Origin of the sequence: Paenibacillus sp. J45TS6, assembly GCF_018403285.1 — a bacterium.
GTDB lineage: Bacteria > Bacillota > Bacilli > Paenibacillales > Paenibacillaceae > Paenibacillus.
Window position 1 is genome coordinate 36020 of the sequence record NZ_BOSJ01000020.1, and the last position, 18700, is coordinate 54719.

14 protein-coding genes are annotated in these 18700 nt (G+C 42.9%); 1 reads left to right on the forward strand and 13 read right to left on the reverse strand.

Features of this window, described 5'->3' with window-relative positions; genetic code table 11:
* The first annotated feature begins 156 nt into the window (after window positions 1-156).
* Complete coding sequence (locus tag KJS58_RS21240; RefSeq protein WP_213535488.1) at window positions 157-1494, forward strand: hemolysin family protein; 1338 nt, start codon at window positions 157-159, stop codon at window positions 1492-1494.
* Window positions 1495-1556: 62 nt separating this feature from the next.
* On the opposite strand, the gene KJS58_RS21245 is transcribed toward KJS58_RS21240, so the two are convergent.
* From KJS58_RS21245 to KJS58_RS21305, 13 genes are all read right to left on the reverse strand, one after another.
* Complete coding sequence (locus KJS58_RS21245) at window positions 1557-2483, reverse strand: manganese-dependent inorganic pyrophosphatase (RefSeq protein ID WP_213535489.1); 927 nt, start codon at window positions 2481-2483, stop codon at window positions 1557-1559.
* A 134-nt stretch (window positions 2484-2617) separates the two neighbouring features.
* Entirely contained in the window at window positions 2618-3088 is a 471-nt protein-coding gene (infC, locus tag KJS58_RS21250; RefSeq protein ID WP_213535490.1) for a translation initiation factor IF-3, read from the reverse strand.
* Between the two features lie 77 nt (window positions 3089-3165).
* Window positions 3166-5037 carry an LTA synthase family protein gene (locus KJS58_RS21255; RefSeq protein WP_213535522.1) on the reverse strand — a complete coding sequence of 624 codons (1872 nt, stop codon included), beginning with the start codon at window positions 5035-5037 and terminating at the stop codon, window positions 3166-3168.
* Between the two features lie 176 nt (window positions 5038-5213).
* Entirely contained in the window at window positions 5214-5984 is a 771-nt protein-coding gene (locus KJS58_RS21260) for a DUF3891 family protein (RefSeq protein ID WP_213535491.1), read from the reverse strand.
* A gap of 20 nt (window positions 5985-6004) precedes the next feature.
* On the reverse strand, window positions 6005-6925 hold the full coding sequence (locus tag KJS58_RS21265) for a GNAT family N-acetyltransferase (protein WP_213535492.1): 921 nt from the start codon (window positions 6923-6925) through the stop codon (window positions 6005-6007).
* 74 nt (window positions 6926-6999) lie between these two features.
* Window positions 7000-7788, reverse strand: coding sequence for a pyruvate, water dikinase regulatory protein (locus KJS58_RS21270; protein WP_191804157.1), 789 nt, complete (start codon window positions 7786-7788; stop codon window positions 7000-7002).
* An 18-nt stretch (window positions 7789-7806) separates the two neighbouring features.
* Window positions 7807-8445 carry a CBS domain-containing protein gene (locus tag KJS58_RS21275; RefSeq protein ID WP_249717763.1) on the reverse strand — a complete coding sequence of 213 codons (639 nt, stop codon included), beginning with the start codon at window positions 8443-8445 and terminating at the stop codon, window positions 7807-7809.
* Window positions 8446-8472: 27 nt separating this feature from the next.
* Entirely contained in the window at window positions 8473-11169 is a 2697-nt protein-coding gene (gene ppdK, locus KJS58_RS21280; protein WP_213535493.1) for a pyruvate, phosphate dikinase, read from the reverse strand.
* A gap of 321 nt (window positions 11170-11490) precedes the next feature.
* The gene (locus KJS58_RS21285) at window positions 11491-11979 is read right to left on the reverse strand and encodes a hypothetical protein (protein WP_213535494.1); all 489 of its coding nucleotides are present in this window, start codon (window positions 11977-11979) and stop codon (window positions 11491-11493) included.
* Between the two features lie 161 nt (window positions 11980-12140).
* Complete coding sequence (locus KJS58_RS21290) at window positions 12141-15332, reverse strand: bifunctional cytochrome P450/NADPH--P450 reductase (RefSeq protein WP_213535496.1); 3192 nt, start codon at window positions 15330-15332, stop codon at window positions 12141-12143.
* Window positions 15333-15740: 408 nt separating this feature from the next.
* On the reverse strand, window positions 15741-16466 hold the full coding sequence (locus KJS58_RS21295) for a LutC/YkgG family protein (protein WP_213535498.1): 726 nt from the start codon (window positions 16464-16466) through the stop codon (window positions 15741-15743).
* Window positions 16459-17970, reverse strand: a complete 1512-nt coding sequence (locus KJS58_RS21300) for a LutB/LldF family L-lactate oxidation iron-sulfur protein (protein WP_213535499.1) — start codon at window positions 17968-17970, stop codon at window positions 16459-16461. Before KJS58_RS21300 ends, KJS58_RS21295 begins: the two co-directional genes overlap by 8 nt.
* Window positions 17967-18695 carry a (Fe-S)-binding protein gene (locus tag KJS58_RS21305; RefSeq protein ID WP_191804146.1) on the reverse strand — a complete coding sequence of 243 codons (729 nt, stop codon included), beginning with the start codon at window positions 18693-18695 and terminating at the stop codon, window positions 17967-17969. The genes KJS58_RS21300 and KJS58_RS21305 overlap by 4 nt, the downstream gene beginning before the upstream one ends.
* Window positions 18696-18700 lie beyond the last annotated feature (5 nt).

Genomic DNA, 18700 nt, shown 5'->3' on the forward strand with positions numbered 1-18700 from the left:
GAGAGCGCAAAAGTGTATATTGTTAAACAATTTTGGCCTAAAACGCTATAAATCAGCTAATCAAGACGATATTGACCATTGCTCACCCTATCTTAAGTTCTGTATACTAGTTCATATGAACCTAAAATTTATTATAAAGGATTGTGAAGATGTCTAATGGATGACATAGGACTGAAATTGTTTTTGTTTGTTGTATTAATTGGGCTTACGGCTTTCTTCGTAGCTACTGAATTTGCCATTATTAAGTTACGACCAAGCCGTATTGATCAATTAGTACTGGAAGGACGCAGAGGTGCACTTGCCGTACAGAAAGTGACATCCAATCTGGATGGATACTTGTCTGCGTGTCAGCTTGGTATTACGATAACAGCTCTAGGACTTGGATGGCTCGGTGAGCCTACTGTAGCAATATTGATTGAACCGTTGCTTGAACGATTCGGCATTGCTGCAGAAATTGGCCATATCGTTTCTTTCATTACTGCCTTTGCTATCGTTACCTTCTTGCACGTCGTTGTGGGTGAACTCGCTCCGAAAACAATGGCTATTCAGAAAGCAGAAACTGTGACCTTCCTGGTTGCAAGACCCATTATGTTGTTCTATAAAATCATGTATCCTTTTATATGGCTTTTAAACGGATCTGCCAATGGTTTGGTTCGAATTTTCGGATTAAAACCAGCAAGTGAACATGAAGATGCTCACTCTGAAGAAGAGATACAGATTATTTTATCTGAGAGCTATCAGAGCGGAAAAATAAATAATACAGAATACGGATATGTAAATCGTATTTTTGCTTTTGACGACTTATTAGCGAAAGAAATTATGATCCCTCGTACGGATATGGTTTGTCTTTATACAAATAATACGTTTGATCAGAACATGGAAATTATCCGCCGTGAACAGTACACACGCTTTCCTGTTGCCCATCAAGGGAAAGATCAGATTATAGGAATGATTAATACAAAACAAATGTTCCTTAATTATGAGGAAGGTAAAAGTGTTGATCTCAAACAATTCATGCACCCCGTTCTTACCGTATCTGAAGCAACAGCGGTTAATGATTTGTTAAAACGCATGCAGAAAGAACAAGTTCATCTAGCCGTATTAGTAGACGAATTCGGTGGCACAGCCGGGCTTGTCACTATTGAAGATATTTTGGAAGAAATCGTTGGCGAAATTCGAGATGAATTTGACACGGAAGAACGCAAGGAAATTGAACAACTTGGGGAACTTCACTACATCGTAGATGGAAAAATTCAGCTTGATCAAATCGCAGATATGACGGGAATACATTTTGATCTGGAAACAGCGGATACGATTGGTGGATGGTTGTATACCATCTTGCTTAACCCGAAACCTGGTCAAACACATCTTCATCAAGGTCTCCTCTTTACAGTCAAAGAAGTAGGACGCAACCGAGTGAAGAAAGTCGAATTTAAGAAAGCACCAGAAGTTATGGAGAATAGTATGGAACCTGAACCTACGGTTTCGTTCTAAATAGAAAAGATATAACAAAACCCTCTGACAACAGTCAGAGGGTTTTTGTGTGTTTTTAAGTGTTATGCTAATGCTTCTGTAAGAACAGGAACAATCTGAGATTTACGAGATACTACACCTTTGAGCAGTGCCTTATTCTCAATAAGTTGTACACCGTAAGCACGTTCTACCGCTTCTGCTTTATCACCAATGGCAAGAGCAACAGAATCATTATTTAGAATATCTGTAATTACGAAAAGGAATAGATCCAAGTTTTTCACCTGAACATTGGCCGAAATGGCTGCTTCAAGTTCCTCTTGTTTTGCAAGCACATCATTAACATCCACTGTATTCACTTGTGCAATTTCCACTTTGGAGTTGCCCATTTGGAACTCTTTTGCATCGAGTGTCAGCAGTTGAGGAATTGATTTTTTGCTCAGATCAGCACCTGCTTTTAACATGTCCAGGCCATATACTTTAGCGTCTACGCCAGCAATGGCAGCGAGTTCTTCTGCAGCAGCTACATCTTGCTCTGTGCATGTAGGGGATTTAAACAAGAGTGAATCCGAAATAATAGCAGACAACATCAAACCAGCAATCGGTTTAGAAATCTCTACATTATTTTCTTTATACAATTTATTAAGTATGGTTGCTGTGCAGCCCACAGGTTCCGCACGATAGTATAACGGCTGGCTTGTCTCAAAATTTGCAATACGATGATGGTCAATAACTTCAGTAACTTGTACTTGATCAATATCACTTACACTTTGCTGACGTTCATTATGGTCTACCAAAATAACTTTGTTTACTTCATTCGCAACGGTCTCTACTAGACGCGGTGCAACAACGCCAAAGTAATCAAGAGCATACTGAGTTTCGCCGTTCACCTCGCCAAGACGTACTGCCTCTGCTTCTAAGCCCAGTTTGTTTTTTAGATCAGCATATGCGAGTGCAGAGCAAATCGTATCCGTGTCAGGATTTTTGTGGCCAAAGATTAAAGTTTTCTCCATGCAAAGTAACCTCCGATAATTGTTAGAGTAAGTTCAAATTTTAGATCATCCGTTAAGGATGTAAGTCCTTTTAAGATTATAGCGTTAAATCATCTGTATTCCAATAACTCTACCTTGTATTTAACAACATTTTTTTAAGGATGTAATTCCACAACTGCCTGTTTACCGCTAAGCTGGATTCCCGTACTTGGTTTCCCGAGTGGTTTTAAATCCCGAATGAAGTCTTCAAGTAATTTCTTAGCTGCCTCTCCTTGCTTTCCTTGAATCTTAACAACCAGCTTTACAATATCACCGGTCTTTAGAATCCGTTCCATTTGTGTTCTTTTGGTATCATAATCATGCTCTTCAATATGAGGTGTCAGCCTGATCTCCTTCGTCTTCGGCGCTCTGTCTTTACGTTTCTCAGCCAGTGCTTCCTGTTTCGCTGCTCCGGCCCCAATCAGTTTACAAGGCGGCGGACTTGTCATGAGTGAGGTGCATACTAAGTCCACTTTTAACTCCTTTGCTAGCTTCAACGCTTCTTTTGTAGACATTAGACCGAGATCTTCACCATGAAGACCCGTTACTTGCACTTCCGATGCTTTTATCTTCTCATTTTTAATCATCCGTTGTTCTCCTCATTTCTTTATTTCTCCTGCAAAAGGCACCGTACCTATTATACGGTGCCTTTGCGATTCTATTTTTATAATCCGCGTTTCGGAAGCAGCTTCACATATTCATCAGACAACTTCATCAGTTGCATAATGTAATCATAGTCTGACTTATATTTTTCAAAGTCTTCCACAGGAGTCAGGGTTTCAAGGGAAATTGCGGTTCCGTCCTCAAACCCAGTACCTGGAATAAACATAATATCATTATTAAAGAAAGAACCCGTTGGCAAGTAATATCGCATTCCAATCACATTTTGATCCACATTCAGCAGATCCTGGCCGAATGCGGTAAATTTCGTGTCCTCAAGTGAAATACCGAGCAGATTGCTGACCGTAGGCAAAATATCCATCTGACCGCCAACCGTCTCAATTTCTTGTCCTTCCATCCCCGGTACATGAATAACTAGAGGAATATTAAACCTGCTGACCTGTTCATGATACGGAATACCGAGCGCTGCTTCGACCTCTTCTGGAGAAGTACTTTGATTCTGTAATCCAAAATGGTCACCATATACAACAAGCACAGTTTCATCCCATAATCCTTGCTCTTTTAGACCATCAATTAATGTTCCAAGCGCATAATCAGCATAATTCAGTGAAGTCAAATATTCCCCAAGCGCGGTTCCTTCAATAGAAGCAGGAGTATCCCACTTCACAAATTCCGGTTTCACTTTGAATGGAGAATGGCTCGATGCCGTTACAAACTGAGCATAAAAAGGTTTGTTCTGCGCTTTTAACTCTGCCAGTTTTTCAACTCCAACACGGAATAGTTCTTCATCGGAAGCTCCCATTTCATTATAATCATCATTATTGTAATAAGGCTTATCAAAATATTGATCAAAATGCAGTGCAGGATACATCTTGATTCGATCCCAGAAGCTAACCGTGTTCACATGAAACGTCTCTGCTGTGTATCCTTCATTTTGCAAAAGTCTTGGCAGACTCGGAAGAACACGATCGCTATACCCGGTAGACATGGCAATCGTGCCAAGCGGATAAATCGATGTATTAGAGATAAATTCAGCATCCGAAGTATTTCCCTGACCAATTTGCTGGAATACATTTGTGAAATAAAGACTATCTTTTACAAGTTCATTCAGAACCGGAGTAACTTCTTGACCTTCTACCGTCTGCCCGATTGGGAAACGCTGAAAAGATTCAAGCTGTACGACAATGACATTTTTACCTTTCATCGCTCCATATCCTTCTGGTTTCGCATCAGGGTCCTTCTCGGAGGTCTGATAAGGATAGGATGACTTCAGATCATTTACTTTCTTAATGGTCTCTTCTAGATTCCCAGCGGCGATCGCCTTATTCTCTGCTTTCGCATGAATGGCAGCAGCGATTTGATAATTCAGAAAGCCCAGCTCATCTGCACGAACGGTTTCATTCTCGATCGTACCATCTTTCGCAATCGTTAGTCCCGAGAGAATAACACAGATGGCCCCGACCCCGACGATGGAGATCCGGGAAAGCTGTTTTGTATACAAGCGGCGTTTGCCTTGCATACGTTGGTAGAACCACCAAATGGCCATTAAGATTACATCAGCGAAAAATAAGAAATGCATCGGTTTAATAAGCATACCAATACTTCCTGCGACTTGCGGAATCTGATTCAAGCTGAGCAGCGTTGTGTAAGTAGGTATAGAACCAAACTGCACGTTATACAGCGTTGCTGCGAACAAAATGAGAGAAAAGAGTGTATTTAGTACAAAATAAGCACTGCCTTTCCATTTACGCGGAATAATGAGTTCCCATAGGCTAAGAATAACGAGAATCGCTAGGGCATCTGCACCTAAACGGTCCAGTGATAAGTCTCTAAAAACGAAGAAACGGAATAAGGCAAACTTTGCCAAAAGCAAAACAAATACAACAATAAATAAGGACCCCTGAAGCCCCTTCATCGTTTTTTTCAAAATTATGACCCCATTTATCAAAATTGATTTCTATTTTACAAAAATCTTGATTCATTATAACACTGTTTTGATCTGCCTTCCATTTCAAAGAAAGAAAAAGAATGAACAAACAAAAAAGAAACGACCGATGAAGGCCATTTCTTTTATTTGAGATATATATTTTTTTACGATGTGTACGTGATTTTTTGAACTGCCGGCTTTGTTTCGTGATAAGCTTTGTTCAATCCTTTATCTTGAATGTCCTTTTTGGCTACTTTTCGGTACGATAACTCCGCCTCAAAAGACTTACTAAATGGAGCAGGCTGCACTTCCACCGTATCTTCATCTTTCCAACATGCTTGAACGGATTCTGTTCCTTCTTGAAAAAGAACCGCAGCTGATCCTAGCCCCTTCTGGAACCATGGATGTTCCTTCTCTTTACTTACCCCAGGTTCATTCATACATACATAGAGAGAGAGATCATCACATAATTGAAGTAAGTGATAATGTTGTTTCATTTCGGTCTCTTGAATCGAGCCCAGTTGTTGTTCCAGCTGGTCCTGTCTCTGCTTCTCTTCCTGATTAAAAGAAATACTGAATGGATCGGTTCCATTCTTAATATCAGGAAAGGTGGAAAAATGGTGACTTACTAAGTAACCCGCATAAGGATTCACGGATTCTACTTCCTGAATTCCAACTTGGTACATTTTAAGCTTAACCGCATAAGGGTAATCGACGAAATAATAGGGAGCGTTTGTGACTTCATTCCAGATGGGATGCGCATCAAGCCGAATCCAGCCACGATCGTGCTGTGTGATTGCATAAATGACATCTTGTCTATCTTTCTCATGTATGAAGTATTCAGATTTCAAATGCTTGGCAATCTCTCCGCTTAATCTAGCATGTTCATGTTGCTCAATCATAATAAAATGTTCTGCTTGTTCTCTTATCACCATGAGAAATTCAACTCCTGTCATTATCTTTGTTTATGATAAGTAACCCATGCGGGAGCAGGTTCAAACGGATACACATGCAGCATCTCCATTTGGTAAGGATCTGTACTGTCTACTTCGCAAGTAAGCTGCTTGATTCCGTTATCAGCGGCGTAATTCATTTGTTCTCTTGTAAGCAGCAGTATCAGATCTAATGGCTCAGAAGATGCCACACCTCTCCATCCCAGCTCCGCCACACCGTCCTCTGAAGTCGAATGAAGCAAGGCAAATCCGGCACAATGACCGTTCGTAGAATTAAGAACAACATAAGAACCTCGTGACTCCAAATCTTGTTCATGCAGGAATGCTTTCCAGCGAGATAGATCGAACACGCCCGGTGGGTTTGCACGGTGTGTATGTTCATAGGTTTTTTTCACAAGACGTACTAGTTCTTCTTCCCCTTGTTCCCTCTCCAGAAATTCAGACAGTGATAACAGCTCATAATCCGAGTGGTGGTTCATAAAGTATTCCTCATCTCTGATAAATCCACGCTGTGAGGTCGCAATATGTACGTTATATGTATTTCTAATTTCATAAAAACCTTGCTTAACTAGTGCCTGCTTCATCGCAAAGTCGGTTTCCCAAACCGAGATTTGGAGCGGGTATACCATTCGCTGCGCTGATAAAGACATCAGCAGTCTCGATGCAATCAGCATTCGGTCACTTGAAGGTAAGACGAGAAGTGAGATATAGGTACAATAGGGATGAAACGGACGATGGTATGTAAAGATCAAGCCAGCTGGAACTCCATCAGCAAGTGCAACAAAAGCAATTTCTGACTTCGCCGGGTGTATATGTTCCTGATCATCTACTTTTGATAGCTCTTTTAACTTCATATAAAAAGGTTCATGCTCTTCCCCAAAAGGTTCTATCGTAATATTCTGGTACTCCGTTGTTGTTAACAAGCGGCTCCCCCCTATTCGCATTTGTCTTATCTATTATCGTATCAAAAGAAGCAGAAAACCGCCAGAAGGCGGTTTCATATATAACCAAGTATCATTCCAGCTGTTTCTTCAATCGCCTTGTCTGTAACATTAATAACCGGGCAGCCTAACCGATCAAATAGCGTGTATGCATATTCCAATTCTTCCACAATTCTAGCGAGTGAAGCATAATTAGAACCGTGCGGCAAACCCATGACTTTCAATCGTTCTGTGCGAATTTTGAGCAGATGTTCAGCGTCCATCGTAAGACCGATGACTTGTCCCTTGATCGCTTCATTAAGCGGATCAGGAGGTTTGATCTCAGGCACAACAGGATAATTTACGACCTTATACCCTTTATGGGCCAGAAAAATACTGAGCGGAGTTTTCGAAGTCCGAGACACACCAAGAAGCACAATATCCGCTTTTCGAATCGCACTGGTATCTTTGCCGTCATCACATTTTACCGCAAACTCAACTGCTTCTACCCGTCTGAAATAGTCTTCATCCAGGCGGTGAAGCACCCCTGGTCTTTGCGTAGGAGAATCATGAAATGTATCGATAAATGCCTGCATCATGGGTCCCATTATATCCACCGTACGGATACTCAGCCGAATGGACTCTTCTTTGATCAGTTCACGAAGTTCTGGCTGCACAAGAGTATAAGCAACAAACCCTGACATTCGATGAACTTCTTCCATCAGATCGCGAATCTCTTCCTCACTGCGAATCTGGGGGTAACGTTTAATCTGAATTTGCAAGGATTCAAATTGGTGTAATGCAGCTCTCACGACAAGATCTGCAGTTTCCCCAAGTGAATCCGAGCATATAGCAACAAATTGCATATTTTCTCCTCCAGCGGCCTATTCTACTGCGATCTGAACAACAAGCTTGGTAATGGTAGTCTTGGTTATTCTGCCAACGACTTCATACCCATCCTCTTGATTCCACGTTCGAATGACAGGAAGACTGTCCACTTCATAATTAATCATTTTCTGGGCAGCCTCCACGACATGATCTTCTGGTGTAACGGCAATGATCTGCACGGCTCTCGTCATCAGCATACATACAGGCACTTCGGATAGATCTTGGTTCCCAAGCGTCATCTTCAGGAGGTCTTTTCGAGATAAGATGCCAGAAAGCCTACCTTCTTTGTTAATAACAAACAGGGTGCCAACGTCCTCTAAAAAGAGAGCAACCACGGCTTCGTGAAGCGTTGCATTTTCATTGATTACGACCGGGACACTTTGAATATCTTTTACTTTCATATTTACTAGCGCAGTTCGAAGCGGTTCCTTCGCCGTCAGACGCTCACCTGGAAAATATCCAACCTTCGGCTTTGCGGACAAGTACTGTGTCATTACAAGAAGAGAAAGATCGCTGCGTATCGTCGGTTTAGGCAAGCCCAGCTGTTCAGCGATCTGATCTCCAATAATCGGCGTCTTCTTCTGCACAATGTCAATAATTTGCTGCTGGCGTGCGGTAAGTTCTATTTTATTCACCCTCCAGCGTGATTTGTTAACTATCTCTTATGCTGTAGTAGAAATAGGATTCTCACCCTGTGAAGACTTCGTCATATTTGAAGCTTGAATCTGTGCTTGGGCAGCAGCGATCCGTGCAAACGGTACTCTATAAGGAGAGCAGCTAATATAATCAAGTCCTACGTTATGGAAAAAGAAAATCGAATCTCGCTCCCCTGCATGTTCTCCGCATATTCCTGCAGCAAGTTCCGGTTTAAGGGATCTTCCTTGTTCAAGCGCAATGCGAATCAGCTCACCCACTCCATCTTGATCTAACACTTCAAATGGATTAGCAGGAAGAATCTTTTGTTCTACATAATGGTTTAAAAACTTCCGCTCTGCATCATCTCGGCTATATCCCAGTGTCATCTGAGTCAGGTCATTCGTGCCAAACGAGAAAAAGTCGGCATGCTCCGCTATTTGTGAAGCGGTAAGTGCAGCACGAGGAACCTCAATCATCGTACCTACACGGTAAGGACAATGGATTCGCTCTTCCCTAAGTACCTGCTCTGCTACTTCATCTACTAATTTACGCAGGAAGGATATCTCACTTGCGTGACCAATCAGTGGAATCATGATCTCGGGCAGTACTTTGATCCCTTGATGAATACATTGCAGCGCGGCTCTAAATATCGCTTCGATCTGCATATCGTAAATTTCCGGGAAGACGATCCCAAGTCTTGCTCCTCTTTGACTTAACATGGGATTCGACTCTTTCAATTCTTTAACCTTCTCCATTACACGATCTACCTTCTCGAGTTCATCTGTATCCCCATCGAGTGTAATCATCTTCAGATGTTCTCTTCTTCCTTCGAGCACTTCAAGCTTAGGCAAAAATTCGTGAAGCGGCGGATCAAGCAGCCTGATTGTCACGGGCAGTCCATCCATTTCCATGAAAATTTCTGCGAAATCTGATTGCTGTACAGGTAATAGTCTTTGGAGCGCTTCCTGACGCTCTTGATTGCTCCCTGCGACAATGACTCTCTGTACTAGCGGGAGTCTTGATGGTGATAAAAACATATGCTCTGTTCGGCATAGTCCAATCCCCTCTGCTCCCCATTTACGAGCGAGTCTCACATCATGAGGATGATCACTATTTGCAAATACTTTCATCCGCTTCACTTCATCTGCCCAATCCAGCATCCGTGTTAATTCTTCGGAGATTTCAGGCTCTCTCAGTTCGATTTCTCCGGCATATACTTTTCCTGTTCCGCCATCAATCGATATTACATCACCTTCGCGGAAGATTTGATTCCTACAGATCAGCTCTTTCGTATCTTCTCGCAGTTCAAGCTCTTCACAACCACATACGCAAGGTGTTCCCATCCCTCTCGCCACTACAGCAGCATGACTTGTCATTCCGCCGCGGAGCGTAAGAAGCCCTTCTGCTGCAATAACACCGTGAATATCCTGCGGAGTCGTTTCTCTGCGCACCAGAATTACTCGTTTTCCTAGAGATGCCCAGGATTCAGCTGTTTCTGCATCAAATACGAGCTGTCCGCTTACCGCGCCAGGAGAAGCAGGTAGTCCGTTAGCTATAATCTCATCTTCTTCTCTAACTTTAATCGATTGATGGAGCAGTTGATTCAAGTGTTCAGGCTCTATACGAATCAGTGCCTCTTCTTTGGTAATAATCCCTTCTTCCGCATAATCAACCGCAGCTTTCATGGCAGCTTGCGCTGTTCTTCGTGCATTTCTTGTTTGTAATATGTATAGCTGACCTTTCTCAATCGTAAATTCAATATCCTGAATATCTCCATATAACTCTTCTAATAAAGAAGCTGCTTCATGGAGCTGTTCATATACGGACGGCATGGTTTGTTTAAGATAGGTAATACCCAAAGGTGTTCTTGTGCCCGATACAACTTCTTCTCCTTGGGCAGCAGGCAAGTATTCACCCAGCATCTCATTTCCACCTGTAGAAGGATTCCTCGTAAACAGAACACCTGTACCGCTCGTTTCATCCCGATTCCCAAAAATCATTTCCTGCACACTTACAGCCGTGCCTTGATCTTCTGGTATTTTATGAACCTTGCGATAGACCTTAGCCCTTGGATTTGACCAAGAACGGAAAATAGCCCGTACCGCATCAATTAACTGGTCTTCTACGTTTTGCGGGATCGACTTTTTGGCACGATGAAGAATAATTTGTTTAAATTTGCTAATCAACTCTTCCAGTTTTTCTATAGGTAACTGTCCGATATGTTCCGCTTCCGATTCACGGTTTATTTGCTGAAGAACTTTAGAGAAAGCATTATTTTCGATATCCATGGCGACATGGCCATACATCTGTATAAATCTTGCATAACATTCCAGTGCAAATCTTCGATCACCTGTAGTTAACGCAAGACCCTCTACCGTTTCATCCGTGAGGCCTAAATTAAGAATGGTATCCATCATGCCGGGCATAGAAGTAACCGCTCCTGAACGTACCGCAAGTAAAAGAGGATTCTCCGGATCACCGAAGCGCTTGTTTGAAGTTTGTTCAAGAGACCGAAGTGCTGTTCGAATCTCATCAATGAGGGTAAGCGGGATATGACCAAGGTGAGTATAATAATCTCTGCAGGAAGCTGTAGTTATGGTGAATCCATAGGGAACTGGTAATCCAGCTTTCGTCATTTCGGCGAGGTCCGCACCTTTACCTCCGAGCAACTCGCGCATAGACGCGTTTCCTTCATGAAACAAAAACACCCGCTTGTTCTTCATTTTATCTCTCCTTGTCATAATTTCCAATATTTTCAAGTTGTACTCAGCCAATATAATACGTCATGAAGGACAATTGGTCAATATATAATACGTCACGATGAGAAGAATCTTAGGTCCCTTTGCTCTCATCCTAAATCACACAAATTCGTCATATAAAAAAACAGAAAAGACTGCAGGCAAACTAGTTTAAGCTAGTTTACTTACAGTCTGAAGCCGCCAAAAGGCGCTATAGTGTTTATTATTTATGAAGTATCGGGCAAAGGCCCGATTGTCGCCCATGATTACGTCTTACATCCAAAACAGCGTACGCAATAATACGTCTTAATTCATGGCTCCATGTTCGGTTGTATCTTCCGAATCGTTAGCACTCTCTATTCCTGCTTGGTCTAACATCTGACGAATGGTACTGCTATGATAAGACATCCGCGGCCGTAAATAAATATCATTCGTCTTTCCATGTAAGTAGAGGGATATCTCATTTGTATCGTTATACCCACGATAGGAACGGATCTGATCGAAAGAGTAAAAACGTGTACCATACTTTATTCCCTTTGTTCCTACATAGAACCGGGTTACAAAGTAATGTACGATAAAAGCGATAATAAAGAGTCCGTATCTCAAGATTCCTGTACTTGAAATGAGATAAACACCACCTAAAATAAACACGACTATGGTAAGAAAGGATTGCTGTTTCCCCTGCCCATCAAACCTGATTTGTCCCACCCGCCCACGTAGCCATATACTATGACAAAGAATGACAGCAGACAAACCTAAATATACGATCAAACTGATGATTTGAAACGATAACATGTACTCCACTCCCTGCAGCTGCTAATAGTCTTCGAATCTCTATCCACATTGTACTTGCCTATAGTAAAGGATGTACAGGTTTTTCCAAATGAGCCATAAATAAAAAAAGGGCTAACCCCAGTGAATACACCACTGAGATTAGCCTTATATTCAAGGTTAGATCAAGCTCCCGCCCATACATCCTTCGCATATTTACCAGAGGATTCAAGACCGGTCAACCAAGCTAATGCTTCATCTTCACTAACCCCATGTTTAGACTGATAAGCTGCAATCAAGGTCTGTTCCACATCCGGTGCCATTTTTGTACCATCACCGCAAATGTACATCTTAGCTCCTTGTTCCAGCAGGCTAAGCAGATGTTCGGCATCTTGTTTCATTAGATGCTGTACATAACATTTTTCTTGTCCGTTCACTCTCGAGAAAGCGGTATGAAGTGTAACAAGGCCTTCCTCTTGAGCAGCGACTAACTCTTCTTTATATAGATAGTCATGTTCAGGATTCCGACATCCAAAGTATAGATGGGCTTCGCCCAGTTTGATATTTTGCTCCTTCATTACTTTTCTCGCTTGAATAAAACCACGGAATGGTGCTACTCCTGTACCTGGACCAATCATAATAATTGGTGATTCCGCGTCTTCAGGGAGATGGAATCCTGATTCCGGCGTACGCACAAATAGGAATACCTCTGTGCCCGTATCAAGACCTTCCAGATAGTTGGATGCAATTCCTTTATACTCCCCTTGACCACTCCATGCTGCGTCTCTTACTACACTTACCGTAATACTCACGATATTTTCGCTCACCTTAGGTGAACTTGAAATCGAGTAGTATCTCGGTTTCAGTGCAGGCAGTAGTTCCATAAACCGTTCAAATGGAATTTCACAAGCTTCATATCTCTCAATCAAATCGAGCATGGTGATTCGTTTCGCTCTAATTTCGGATTGGTATATCTCATCATCCAGCATAGCTGTCAGTTCTTTCGCATGAGGAGGACACACGGTATAAGCTGCAAGCTCACGCAGCTGTGCACGAGTTGCCGGCTCCTGTAGTTCTACACTGCGTGCAAGCAGATCATCAAGACGTACGGGAGTTCCCACCGGTAAATGCGCACTGCTTCTTCCGCTCGCGGATAGAACCAGGTGGCTGCTTCCTTGGAGAGCAAACCGCTTCAACACTCGCTGTACGAGCGATTCAGGATTAACAGGCAGTATTCCTAAGTGGTCTCCTTCTTGATAAGACACCCCTTCTGGAAGAGCAATCTCAATATGCTGAGTAATTCTGCCGCTTTCTGCATTTTGTAAATTCTCACTTTTCACTACGTGACCAAGTTCAGCATGGTACGTCTCTACCAGTGGTACGGCAGCTACTCCGCTGACATATTTCACTTTCAGGCCAGTACCCTTCTTCTTGCCATTTTCCACAAGCTTCAGATCCAGTGCTTGCATCAGATCAGGCCATAGTCCTTCCGACCAATCATCCACATCGGTTTCAAAATCCCCACTTGCATCACTTTCTCCCCTGCCTAGAAGACGAGTCGCTCCTTTTGCTTCTAAGGTTTCATCAATCAATCTTGGAATCCGCTGATACGTGCTGGCCCAGTTATGGTCACCACAACCAAATACAACATAACGAACACCTTCGAACTCGGCTGGTCCAGCTGATTCAATCCACTGCGTAAACGATTTTGCATTGGATGGCGGCTGGCCATTATAAGAAGCGGTGATAATAAGTACGACGCCTTCTTTTGGCAAATCGCCTGCATAATCATCCATTGGTGCTACATTACTATCAAACCCCTGATATTTAGCCCGGTCGGCTACCTCACGAGCAATCCCTTCTGCAGTACCGAGGTTCGAACCATAAAGTACAAGCATTGGAGTATGATGCGCATTCTCCGGCAATGATTCAGCTGTGGCCGCTTCTGACGTTTGTTCTTGTGCGGTAACTGCTGAAGCACCTGGAATCATAAGTGCTGCAGATAAGTTTCCTCTGCTGCGTACTTTTACATGAAAATCATCCGGTTTCAAAGTTAGAGCCTCTTTTACTTTAAGTTCATAATTATTAACATCTATAAATTCAAAGTGTTTTACAACAAGACCAAGAACAAGAGTAGCTTCTTGAAGGGCAAACTGCTGTCCAATACAAGCTCTTTGTCCATTACCAAATGGTTTATAAGCGTCATGCGGTACTGCGCTTGGATCTGCGAATCGTTCCGGTTTGAACTCTTCCACATCATCTCCCCATACCCGAGTATCTCGATGCAGCGCCGGAATGAGTACTGTTACGCTGTCGTTTTTCTTGATCGGATATTTACCAGCGATTTGTGTATCCTCTTTCGCATAAAGAGAAAATGCCGGTGCAGTTGGCCATAGACGCAGTGCTTCATTTAACACCATGCGAGTATACTTGAGCTCTCTAACTTGATTGTACGTAGGCACCGGATCTTTGAGGACTCGATCAACTTCCTCTACAATCTTTTTCATTTTGTCTGGATTCTTCATTAAGTAATAGATGGCAAATGACAGAAGGCCGCTTGTTGTCTCATGTCCTGCGATCAAGAAAGTAATGATCTGGAAACGTATATTTTCAGAGTCAAGTTTCTCACCCGTTGCCGGATCAACACCTTCGAGCATGTGGGAAAGTAAATCCCCGCTGTTTCCGCCGCCCCGCTCTTTTCGTTCCTTGATCAGATCATCTACAAGATTGAACATAAACTGCTTATCATCTTGAAACTGTTTCTTTCTTTTCACCATAAACATATCTTGAATACCTAATCTATGAAGCTGACTCATCCCTTCGTCCAATGAACGAACCATGGCATCGATAAATGGATGATTATCTTCTCTGTAAAAACTGTTGAAACGGTAATCAAATCCACATAGCCCAATCGTATCAAGCGTAAGTCTGGTCATATCAGCCGGGACATCAACCGTTTCATCAGGGTTTAATCTCGCCCATTTCTGAACGAGCTGAAAAGCAATATCAAGCATTTTGGTGTGATACCCTTGCATCGCACGCTGACTAAAACTAGATAACAGGATGTTATGCGCTTTTTTCCAGTTAGGTTCGTTCGTTGCACTCGTAAAGAGTCCATCACCCGCAAACGGCCGAACATTTTGCAGTGGAGCCCATATTCTTTTATCAAAGCGCTTCTCATCTGTCGCATCTTTAACAAATTCATGACCTGATATATATACTTCCTTACGTCCAGCAGGATACTGCATTTGGAAGATCGGACCATATTCTTTCGCAACTTTAGATAGTGACTGTATCGGAGCCGTTCCCTCAATCATTGGTAAATTTCCAAGTGGACCATAGGTTTTAGGTTGTGGTATGTGAACAGATTCTGTCATTTTGTTTCCCTCCGTTATCCTTCATTTATGATTCATTTCGCGCTCTCTAGAACCAACTGACCATAACAGTAAACCGGTCATTTTGATGTAAAAAAAAGTGGATTTGATTATTCAATCTCTCCTACATATCTACACTATCACGTTGTTAATTTGTGGCACAACAGGTATAAAGTCATGATTCATTACGTCAAAAGTTTCATATTTATTTCGCAAAATATCAATTTTACTGCTTTTTCTTGATACTTTTGTCACAGCATCCTTCACTTGTATCGTTAATCACCTACATCATTCATCACATGAAATAGTAATCACCTATTTTATTAATTACCCAAATCATTGCTTGCTGAACATAAAAAAGTGAAGAAACCTCCATTCCTTTAGCTTCGGAGGCCTTCACTTGTTTTCACTTTAACCTAATATAATCGCATATACGATTCCAGGACCGTGAACCCCAATGGTCAGATCATTCTCTATATCAGAAGACCTGCTTGGTCCGGATATAAAATGCACCCCTGCCGGTAATTTCTCTCGGCCTTGTTCGTCGAGTTCTACAAGCAGTTCGCCCATTCTCGTTCGGATCTGTTCTCTAGGAATAATAAGAAACAATACCGTGGGCAGTAAACTTACCGATCTTCCCTTTTCCTTGGAAGACTTCACCATCACTGAACCGGTATATGCAGCTGCTCCATCTGCAACCACAATCCCAATATCCGCTTCTGCAGCCAAAACTTTCTTGTCAATTCCTTCCTCCGTATTCCAAAAAGTAATCTTGGCGTAGGGGATGGAATCTTCTAAGTGGAGCGCCCTTAGCTCTTCTTGATCCTGACAAATTATTCGTTTTGGTTCCAGCTCTTCTGCTTTTTCCTCAATCCATGCACGGAGTTCCTGCTCGTTAGAAACTAGGGCGACATGTCCCCCTACGCTCTCGAAGTGATGAGAAAATTGTTCAACCCGCTTTTCGTCATCCCACTCGGTTTCATTCCAAAAACTAGGTGACCCTTGAAAGGGTCTCGCGGGTCGTTCCGTTATACGAGGTCGTTGCAGTTTAGAAGCAATATGCTGCATAAATGCATCCTGTTTACGCCGGGATTCTTGTTCAAGTTCCGCAAGCCAAGTTTCGCCGTATTTACTCATCTCGCGAGTCCTCCTGTTGTCTACGGTCTAGTACATTTTGCATTCGTTCGCGAACATCCGTATTCATCTCCACATGCTCTGCCCGAATCTCAGATTCCAGCGTCTTCCATGACTGTCTGAAGGACTGTTTTGCAAGTGATGGAGTTACTCTGTAACTGTTCCAGCCCTTCAGCGGACCAGCCTTCAAAGTGATTTCGCCATTTTTCACAACTAGTTTTTGACCGATTTGTCCCATTTTTATCGCTGTACTAAAGCGGCTAGCCTTCTTCACGACCGTTCCAAAAGCCTTCATCCCTGCGGTTTCTACCTTATTTCCATACCCTTGCTCCACTTTACGTCTACGAAGAGAAACAAGCATGTCATGTAAAGGGATTTTCACAGGACAAGCTTCATAACAGGCTCCACAGAGGCTTGAGGCGCTAGCAATATCGTCCCATTCGGCAACATTCTTATTTAGAGCCGGTGTTAGGACCGCCCCAATCGGTCCGCTATACGTGCTTCCGTAAGCATGACCTCCAATATGGCGATAGACGGGGCAAGCGTTTAGACAAGCACCGCAGCGGATACAGTTGAGCAGTTCCTGAAACTCTGGATCTCCGAGCTGCAAAGAACGTCCGTTATCCACGATAATGATATGCATTTGTTCTGGTCCATCGGCATCTTCGGTCCTTTTAGGACCCGTTATACCTGACATATACATCGTCATACGCTGACCTGTAGCCGATCTTGGCAGCAGGGTTGCCATAACTTCTAGATCAGCCCATGACGGGATGATACGCTCCATGCCCATCAGCGTAATTTGAGTTCGCGGCAGTGTGCTCACCATCCGTGCATTCCCTTCATTTTCGAAGAGAACCATGGAACCTGTCTCCGCAATTGCAAAATTACATCCTGTCATACCGATATCGGCATCGAGAAACCGTTCACGTAATTTTTTACGCACAAATCCTGCGAGTATGGTTGTATCAGGAGCCAGCGTTTCTCCTGCTACTTTTGATAATAGCTCTGCAATCTGATATCTATTCTTATGGATAGCCGGGATAACAATATGAGAAGGCATCTCACCGGCAAGCTGGATAATATATTCACCGAGATCAGTTTCAATCGCTTCGATTCCCGCTTCTTCCAATGCATGATTCAGATGCAGTTCTTCTGTTACCATGGATTTAGACTTTACGACAGAATGAGCTTCCCGGTGTTTGGCGATCTGTAAGGCAATCTTAACGGCTTCCTCACCGGTTTCGGCAAAATGGACGTGAACTCCGTTCGCTCTCGCATTCTCAGTAAAAAGATTTAGATAATAATCCAAATGAGCGATGGTATGAAGCCTGATCTGTCTTCCGCGCTCTCTCCATTCCTCCCATCTTCCGTGCTCTTCCGATGCCAGCTTTTTGCCACCACGAAGCCTTTCTGTCGTAAATCGTACCGCTCTGCGTAAGAATTCATCATGCAGCGCAATTTCAGCGCGTTCTCTAACAGCATGTTTCCCTGCTCCAATGCTCATGAAGACTTCACCCCTTCGTATAGCAGCTCAGCAAGATGCATAACCCGAACCGGCTTATTTTGGAAGCGAAGCTGGCCGGCAATATTCATCAGACATGCCATATCTAGACCAACCAGAACTTCAGCTTCTGTTTCGACGATATGTTCTGCCTTTTCCGTTACCATCGCACCTGAAATATCTGCCATCTTCACAGCAAAGGTTCCGCCAAACCCACAGCAATCTTCCGCAAAAGGGAGTGGAATAAACTCGATATCCCTGACTCCTGCTAAAAGAGCCATCGGTTCTTCCTTCACTCCTAATAAACGACTGCCATGACAGGACGGATGATACGTAACTTTATGAGGGAATCTAGCACCTATATCGGTGATCCCCATCACCTGAACTAAAAACTGTGTAAATTCATAGGTTTTTGCTTCAAGACGCCTTGCTTGTTCTGCCAGAACAGGATCATCTTTAAATAAGTCCTCATAGTGATGGATCATGTAAGTGCAAGAACCTGAAGGCGAGACTACAAAATCACTGTCTTCAAATGCTTCTAGAATCGTTCTGGCAGCTGTTCTCGCTTCATCAAAATATCCGCTGTTATAAGCCGGTTGACCACAGCAAGTCTGCACGTTTGGAAATTGAAGAGTAACACCGTATTTTGCCAATATACGAACCATGGCTTCTCCCACCGCTGGATAGATGGCATCACTCAAACAAGTAATAAATAGGGAGACTTTCATCAGCG

Coding starts and splice junctions, on each gene's coding strand:
- KJS58_RS21255 (WP_213535522.1), bottom strand. CDS start 5,037: ATGAAGGGGCTTCAGGGGTCCTTATTTATTGTTGTATTTGTTTTGCTT.
- KJS58_RS21295 (WP_213535498.1), bottom strand. CDS start 16,466: ATGAGTAAATACGGCGAAACTTGGCTTGCGGAACTTGAACAAGAATCC.
- KJS58_RS21305 (WP_191804146.1), bottom strand. CDS start 18,695: ATGAAAGTCTCCCTATTTATTACTTGTTTGAGTGATGCCATCTATCCA.
- KJS58_RS21300 (WP_213535499.1), bottom strand. CDS start 17,970: ATGAGCATTGGAGCAGGGAAACATGCTGTTAGAGAACGCGCTGAAATT.
- KJS58_RS21240 (WP_213535488.1), top strand. CDS start 157: ATGGATGACATAGGACTGAAATTGTTTTTGTTTGTTGTATTAATTGGG.
- KJS58_RS21245 (WP_213535489.1), bottom strand. CDS start 2,483: ATGGAGAAAACTTTAATCTTTGGCCACAAAAATCCTGACACGGATACG.
- infC (WP_213535490.1), bottom strand. CDS start 3,088: ATGATTAAAAATGAGAAGATAAAAGCATCGGAAGTGCAAGTAACGGGT.
- KJS58_RS21285 (WP_213535494.1), bottom strand. CDS start 11,979: ATGTTATCGTTTCAAATCATCAGTTTGATCGTATATTTAGGTTTGTCT.
- KJS58_RS21270 (WP_191804157.1), bottom strand. CDS start 7,788: ATGCAATTTGTTGCTATATGCTCGGATTCACTTGGGGAAACTGCAGAT.
- KJS58_RS21290 (WP_213535496.1), bottom strand. CDS start 15,332: ATGACAGAATCTGTTCACATACCACAACCTAAAACCTATGGTCCACTT.
- KJS58_RS21260 (WP_213535491.1), bottom strand. CDS start 5,984: ATGGTGATAAGAGAACAAGCAGAACATTTTATTATGATTGAGCAACAT.
- ppdK (WP_213535493.1), bottom strand. CDS start 11,169: ATGAAGAACAAGCGGGTGTTTTTGTTTCATGAAGGAAACGCGTCTATG.